Source organism: Streptomyces sp. AC627_RSS907 (genome assembly GCF_019049165.1).
On sequence record NZ_JAGMUE010001526.1, the window covers coordinates 1 to 624 of the forward strand.

The window sequence follows — 624 nt, forward strand, 5'->3', positions numbered from 1 at the left end:
GAACTGCACATCGGCGCCGCCTCGGTGGAGGCCGACGGGCGCATCGTCGCCCTCTACGGCGGCCCCGACTACGTCAAGCAGGGCTTCAACGACGCCAACGCCTCCAACGTGCCGGCCGGCACCGCCTTCGCCCCCTTCGTCTACGCGGCCGGACTCCAGGAGGGCGTGCTCAAGGAGCGTGGCGAGAGCCGGAAGACGATCACGCCCGCCACCGTGTACGACGGCGACGACAAGGCCGCCCTCCAGACGCCGGAGGGCCCGTACTGGGACCGCGGCGGCAAGATTGTGCGGGCCCGCAACGACGACGGCAAGTCCTGGGGCGACATCAGCCTGCACCAGGCCCTGGTGAACTCGGTGAACACGCCGATCATGCAGCTCGGCATGGACGTGGGCCTCGACCGGGTGCGTCGCACCGCGACCACGGCGGGCCTGTTGCCCAGCAGCTTCGGCGAACAGGTGCCCGCCCTCTCGCTCGGCACGGCCAAGCCCAGCGCGATCCGCATGGCCAGCGCGTACGCCACCTTCGCCGCGCACGGCATGCACACCGAGCCGTACTCGGTGACCCACCTGACCCGCAACGGCGACGCCGTGCCGCTCGACGTGCCCAGCGGGAAGCGGGTGCTG

1 protein-coding gene is annotated in these 624 nt (G+C 71.5%); it reads left to right on the forward strand.

The window, feature by feature from the left end; all coding sequences use genetic code 11:
• On the forward strand, positions 1–624 hold a 624-nt coding region (locus KUM32_RS42815; RefSeq protein ID WP_254406831.1), incomplete at both ends, for a penicillin-binding transpeptidase domain-containing protein.